Source organism: Propionicimonas sp. (genome assembly GCF_034927565.1).
GTDB lineage: Bacteria > Actinomycetota > Actinomycetes > Propionibacteriales > Propionibacteriaceae > Propionicimonas.
Window position 1 is genome coordinate 1 of sequence record NZ_JAYFPT010000080.1, and the last position, 6,358, is coordinate 6,358.

At 72.2% G+C, this 6,358-nt stretch carries 5 protein-coding genes; 3 read left to right on the forward strand and 2 right to left on the reverse strand.

Going from position 1 to position 6,358, the window contains the following annotated elements:
* The first annotated feature begins 39 nt into the window (after nt 1–39).
* The gene (locus tag VB080_RS12950; protein ID WP_323418869.1) at nt 40–324 is read left to right on the forward strand and encodes a GNAT family N-acetyltransferase; all 285 of its coding nucleotides are present in this window, start codon (nt 40–42) and stop codon (nt 322–324) included.
* A 172-nt stretch (nt 325–496) separates the two neighbouring features.
* On the opposite strand, the gene VB080_RS12955 is transcribed toward VB080_RS12950, so the two are convergent.
* The gene (locus VB080_RS12955; RefSeq protein WP_323418870.1) at nt 497–1,423 is read right to left on the reverse strand and encodes a transglutaminase family protein; all 927 of its coding nucleotides are present in this window, start codon (nt 1,421–1,423) and stop codon (nt 497–499) included.
* On the reverse strand, nt 1,423–3,924 hold the full coding sequence (locus tag VB080_RS12960; RefSeq protein ID WP_323418871.1) for a circularly permuted type 2 ATP-grasp protein: 2,502 nt from the start codon (nt 3,922–3,924) through the stop codon (nt 1,423–1,425). The genes VB080_RS12955 and VB080_RS12960 overlap by 1 nt, the downstream gene beginning before the upstream one ends.
* A gap of 86 nt (nt 3,925–4,010) precedes the next feature.
* Between VB080_RS12960 and VB080_RS12965 the strand changes: the two genes are divergently transcribed.
* On the forward strand, nt 4,011–4,844 hold the full coding sequence (locus VB080_RS12965; protein WP_323418872.1) for a patatin-like phospholipase family protein: 834 nt from the start codon (nt 4,011–4,013) through the stop codon (nt 4,842–4,844).
* 108 nt (nt 4,845–4,952) lie between these two features.
* Nucleotides 4,953–6,358 (forward strand): biotin carboxylase N-terminal domain-containing protein (locus VB080_RS12970; protein ID WP_323418873.1); only part of this gene is annotated, 1,406 nt, incomplete at its 3' end.

The following is a 6,358-nucleotide window of genomic DNA, read 5'->3' on the forward strand; positions in this document are numbered from 1 at the left end:
GATGCCGAGCGGGGTTGGGTCGCGTGACGAGGAGGCACCATGACCGAGGAGTTCCGCCACAACACCGACCAGAGCCGGTTCGAAGCCTGGGTGGACGACGAGTTCGCCGGCGAGGTCACCTATGTGCTCTCCGACGGTATCGCCGAGTTCGACCACACCTGGGTCGAGCCCGCGCACCGCAGCACCGGGATCGCCGGACGGCTGGTGCAGTACGGGTTCGACACCGTCCGGGCCGCCGGTGAGTGGAGGATCCGCCCGGTCTGCCCGTTCGTGGCGAGCTGGACCAAGCTGCACCCGGAGTACCAGGACCTGGTGGTCGCCTAGTTGCGGGAGTCGGTTAGCCCGTCAGTTGTCACCAGGGTGTCGTAATCCTGCACCTCGATGCTGCGCAATCGGCCTTTTGGTGTCGCCAGCAACATCGAGGCGCAGAATCGCGACATACACAGCAGATCCTGCAACCCAGGCCCGGAACGGCGGATGGTGGCCGGCTCGGTGCTCAGTCGGCCCGGAGCGGGACGACGTCCACCTCGACCTGGAGGTCGGAGTTCGTCGCCTCGGTGGAGACCACACCGCGCAGCGGCGAGACGTCGGTGAAATCGCGTCCCCATGCCGTGACGACGTAGCGCGAGTCCACCCACTGCGCGTTCGTCGGGTCGAGCTCCAGCCAGCCCAGGGACGGGGTGAGCACCGCCGCCCAGGCGTGGGAGGCGTCGGCCCCCTGCAGTTTCGGCGTCCCGGGTGGCGGCTCGGTCTCCAGGTAGCCGCTGACATAGCGGGCGGGCAGGCCGGCCGCACGCAGGCAGCCGACCGCCAGGTGCGCGAAGTCCTGGCAGACCCCTTGGCGCAGAGCCAGCAACTCGTCCAGGGTGGTCAGTACCGACGTGGTCCCGGCGGCGTAGCGGAAGTCGGCGAAGATCGCGTCGACGAGCGCCTGCAGTGCCTGGCCGAGCGGCCGCCCGGGCGCCAGGATGCCGGCGGCATACCTACCGACGGCGTCGGTCAGCCCGATCAGCGGCGAGGGCAGGGTGAAGTCGGCCAGCAGACACGGGTCCGCCTCCCGGGCGAGGACGGCGGCCGCCTCGGCGACGCTCAGCCGGTCGAGTTCGGCCAGGTCGGGCGGCTGCCGGTCCACCTCGACGGTGCTCCGGCAGGTCACCGTCAGCCGGGTGCTGCCGTCGCCCTGGCCCTCGACCGGGCGGCGTCCCTCCACGTAGGTCGAGTGGTTGCCGAAGTAGTCGAGGTGGTCGCTGACCAGCTGCGGCTCCGGGGTGATCTCCAGGCTGCTGTCCAGCACCGTCTGCCGGTCAGTGGTGCGAGGATGCAGCAGAGCGCGGTTGTAGACCGCCTCCACCACACCGTCGTAGGAGTAGCGGGTGAGGTGCACCACCCGGTAGCGGCGCCGGCCGTACAGCTGCACGCTCATCAGGCCCCCGGCGTCCAGCGGGTCGCAACCGGCTCGGCCGAACGCCGGGTGGCCTGCCGGACGAAGTGCCGGTCGGCGATCCGCTCCTCAAGGGCGTCCAGGTCGGCCGCCAGCTCGGCGAACCAGGCGAGCGGCTCCGCCCCGGCGCCAGAACCGCTGGCCGGGGGCAGCCCGTCCAGCCGGTCGTGCAGCGCCTCGGCCCGGGCGGCCAGCAATTCGTCCCCGACCAGCCGGAGGCCGGCTGCGGCGGCAGTGAGCTGGTGGGCAATCGAGCGCGGGTTGCTGTCGTCCTGCACCAGGAGCTGGAAGGCCGACTCCCTGGCCTCGCGGGGGCCGGTGCCGGTGGCCGCGCGGCGCCGGTGGGTGATGATGCTCTCGCACGCTCGCAGCACCGCCTCGCCGACCAGGTCGGCGGTTTCGGGCGGATCGGTGCGCAGCAGGGTGGCGCGCAGCAGTTTGAGCGTGTGCTGGGCGCGTTCGAGCCGGCCGCCGGCGTCCAGGAAGGCCCAGGACGAGTCCCGCACCATCGACTGCGCCATGATCCCGCTGTAGGCCAGCAGCGACTCCAGGACGTCGTCCAGCAGCGGCTGCAACTGGGTATCGGCGTCCGGCACGACGGCCAGCGTGTTCTCCAGCCGGGCGAAGACACTCCAGCTGTCCACACTGAGCAGGTCGCGCACCTGCTGAGCCCGGTCGGTGAGGACGCCGGCGCTGTAGGCCACGCCGCCGGGCAGCGCCGGGTCGAGGGTGGCCCGGCGCAGGTAGTCCACCGGCGCTTCGCCGTAGCCGGGGGCGATGCCGGTGATGGTGGCCAGCGCATCGGTCAGGACGATCATCGCCGCCGAGCCCGGCGTCCCCGGACGGCTGGAGTAGTCCTCGGTGAGGTCGTCGGCGACCTTCAGCAGGCGCGCTGTGGCCTCGGCGCGTTCGGCATGGCGTCCGATCGCCAGCAGGGTGCCGGCCACCCGGGGAGAGACCTGCGACGGACGGACGGTGGCCGGCACCGCCAGCCGCAGCCGGGCCGTCGACCGGCTGCGGCCCGGCAGCGCGCTGGACGGCAGCCAGACGTCCTTGGCCAGCGCCCCCGTCGAGCTGGAGATGGTGTGCTGGCGCACCGAGCCGGCCACCCGTCCCAGGCCACCGGGCAGAAAGGTGTACTCATTGTCGGCGGCGACGCCGAAGGCACGCAGCATGAACCGGCGGGGTTCCAGGCCTCGCCCGGTCACCACCGGCGTGGTCGAGAGCTCGAGGGGCTCCTGGCCGCACCAGCTCCACGGCTCGGCCCGCAGCCTGGCGAGCAGGTCCGTCCGCTCGCTGCTGCTCAGTTCCCAGCCGTAGCGCACCTCGGCGCGCCCGCGGGCCAGCGGTTTGAGCACCAGCCGGTCGAGATTGGCCGTGACATGCGAGAGCGCGGCCGGGTCACCGCACCACCAGGTGGCCGGGGAGTCGAGCAGCGGGGACTCGCCGAGCAGTGCCTGGGCGATCGGCTCCAGGTGGGCGATCAACGCCGGATTGTCCAGCACTCCGGCGCCGACCGGATTCGCCATCCTGACCTGGCCGGTCCGGGCCGCCTCGACCAGCCCGGCCACCCCGAACTGGGAGTCGCCCCGGAACTCCAGCGGGTCGCTCAGCGTCGCCGGCACCCGGCGGAGCAGCACGTCCACCGGTTCGAGTCGATCGCCGGCCCGCAGCCAGAGCCGGCCCTGGCTGGTGACCAGGTCGTCGGCCTCGGCCACGACGAAGCCCAGCATGGTGGCCAGGAAGCTGGTGTCGAAGGCGTGGTCGCTGGCAGTGCCGGGGGCGAAGACCACCACGCGCGGGGTCTCGGCGGCAGTCGGTGCCGCGTCGGCGAGGGCGGCTGTCATGGTGTGGAAGAAGCCGCGCAGCCGAGCGAGGTCGCTGCTGCGGTGCAGGCCAGCCATCACCCGGGAGACGATCCGCCGGGTCACCATGGCGTAGCCAGCCCCGACCGGCGACTGGGTGCGGTCGGAGATCACCCGCCACGCCCCGGCCGGATCCCGTCCCAGATCGGTGGCGGTGAGCAGCAACTGGCGTCCGGTGCTGTCGAGGTGATCGGCCTGGCGGGTGAAGCCGGGATGGCTCAGGACGGCGGCGGCCGGGAGGACGCCCCGGCGCAGCAGGGTGCGATCGGTGTACAGGTCGCGCAGCACGAGGTCGAGCAACTGGGCGCGCTGGGTGAGCCCGCGCTCCAGGTGGCGCCACTCCGCCGGGTCGAGCACCAGCGGCAGCGGGTCGAGATTCCACGGCCGGGGGCCGTCGGAGGTGCCGTGCTCCACCCCCTCGTCGAGCACGAAACCACGGGCTTCGGCGCGGGCGGCAAGCAGTCCGCCCAGCCCCAGGGCCTCGATCGTGTCCGCCACGGGCTGCTGGTGCGGACGGACGCCGTCGCTGCCCAGCAACTCGTCGAAACCGCCGAGCGCCGGGTGGTGACGGTAGCCGTCGACCAGCCCGCTGAGCGCATCGGAGGCGGGCAGGGACATGCCGCCCACGATACCGAGCCGCGCCGCGATGGTCCGCGGACGACACCTGCCGGGCCCCGACCGCCCCGGCGGACGAGAATGGGAGCATGGACGAACGGGTGCTCTGCCTGGGCAGTGGGGCGGTGACCGGTGCGGCCTGGCAGTTGGGAGTGCTGCTCGGCCTGGCTGACGCCGGGGTCGAGGTGACCGGTGCCGACCGGCTGCTGGGGACGTCTGCCGGCTCGCTGCTGGCTGCACACCTGGGCCTGGGACGGTCGTTGGCCCAGACCCGCGCGCTGCTGTGGGAGCTGCCGATCGACGCCCGGGTCGGTCCGCTGACGCTGGCCCGGCTGGCGGCAGCACAGGTGTGGCCGAGCCGCCGACACGCCGTGCTCTGGCTGGGCAGGCGGGAACTGGCCCGGTGGAGCACCGACCGCGCCGAGGCCTGGGTCGACACCGTGTCCCCGGGCTTGATCGGCAGTGCCTGGCCGGCCGCCCTGGTGGTGACCGCAACCGATCTGCTGACCGGCCGGTCGGCCTGGTTCACTGCCGACGCGGGGGTTCCGCTGGAACGGGCGGTGGCGGCCAGCACCGCAATGCCGGGGGTGTTCCCGCCCGTCATGGTCGACGGCCGGCCGCATTTCGACGGCGCGCTGCGCTCCCCGGCCAACCTCGACCTGGCCGACGGTTGTGGGACGGTGCTGGCGATCGCGCCGGTGAGCTACGCGCTACGCCGGCACCGGCGCCCGTCCGAACAGGCCAGGGTGCTGGGCCGAAGTTCGCGGGTGGTCCTGATCGAACCGGACGTCACCGACCGTGCGCTGATCGGCGCGAACGTCACCGATCCGGGCCGGCGGGATGCGGCACTGCGGGCAGGCCGGAAGGCAGGTCACAGCCGGGCGGCCGAGGTGAGTGAGGCCTGGTCGGCAGCGCTGCCGTAGCAGCAGCGTCGGCTGCGGGGCGACGCCGTCCAGAACCGGCGCGCGTCCCCTGTCGGACCGGTGGTACGCCTTTGTAGGCTGGCGAGGTCTCTGGAGGAGGAGTTCGCCGTGTTCCGCAAGATCCTGGTCGCCAACCGTGGTGAGATCGCCGTCCGCGCCTTTCGCGCAGCCACTGAGCTCGGCGTCTCGACGGTGGCGGTCTTCCCGTACGAGGACCGGCATGCGGAGTACCGGCTGAAAGCCGACGAGTCGTACCAGATCGGCGAGCAGGGTCACCCGGTCCGCGCCTTCCTTGATGTGGACGGGATCATCGCCGCCGCCCGGTACGCCGAGGCGGACGCGATCTATCCCGGCTACGGCTTCCTGTCGGAGAACCCCGATCTCGCCCAGGCCTGCGAGGCTGCCGGGATCGCGTTCATCGGTCCGCGGCACGAGGTGCTCGAACTGACCGGCAACAAGGCCCGGGCGATCGCCGCGGCCCGGGAGGCCGGGCTGCCCACGCTGGCCGGCACCGATCCGTCCAGTGACCCGGAGACCCTGATCGCCGCCGCCGCGGAGGTCGGTTTCCCGTTGTTCGTGAAGGCGGTGTCGGGAGGCGGTGGCCGTGGGATGCGCCGGGTGGACGACCCGGAGCGGCTGCCGGCCGCGCTGGCCGAGGCGATGCGGGAGGCGGACGCCGCCTTCGGCGACGCCCGGATGTACCTCGAACAGGCGGTGATCCGGCCGCGGCATGTCGAGGTGCAGATCCTGGGCGATGCCACCGGTGAGGTGATCCACCTGTTCGAGCGGGACTGTTCGGTGCAGCGGCGTCACCAGAAGGTGGTCGAGATCGCTCCGGCGCCCAATCTCGACCCGGAGTTGCGGGTGCGGATGTGTGCCGATGCGGTGGCCTTCGCCCGCCACATCAAGTACGTCAACGCCGGCACGGTGGAGTTCCTGCTGGGTGAGGACGGCCGGTACGTCTTCATCGAGATGAACCCGCGGATCCAGGTGGAGCACACCGTCACCGAGGAGGTGACCGACGTCGACCTGGTCTCCTCCCAGCTGCGGATCGCCGCCGGCGAAACCCTGGAGCAGCTCGGCCTGCGCCAGGACGCGATCCGCACCCGGGGCGCCGCGCTGCAGTGCCGGGTGACCACCGAGGATCCGGCCAACGGCTTCCGTCCGGACACCGGGACGATCTCGGTCTACCGCACCCCGGGTGGCGCCGGAGTACGGCTGGACGGCGGCGTGGTCTACGCCGGTGCGTCGGTCGGGGCGCATTTCGACTCCATGCTGGTCAAGCTCACCTGCCGGGCGACCGATCTGCGCTCGGCGGCGCGGCGGGCGTACCGGGCGCTGACCGAGTTCCGGGTGCGGGGGGTGTCGACGAACATCCCGTTCCTGGAGGCGGTGATCTCCGACCCCGACTTCCTGGCCGGGCACACCACGACGTCCTTCATTGATGAGCGGCCGCATCTGCTGCACCACCACATCCCGGCCGACCGCGGCACCAAGCTGCTCACCTACCTCGC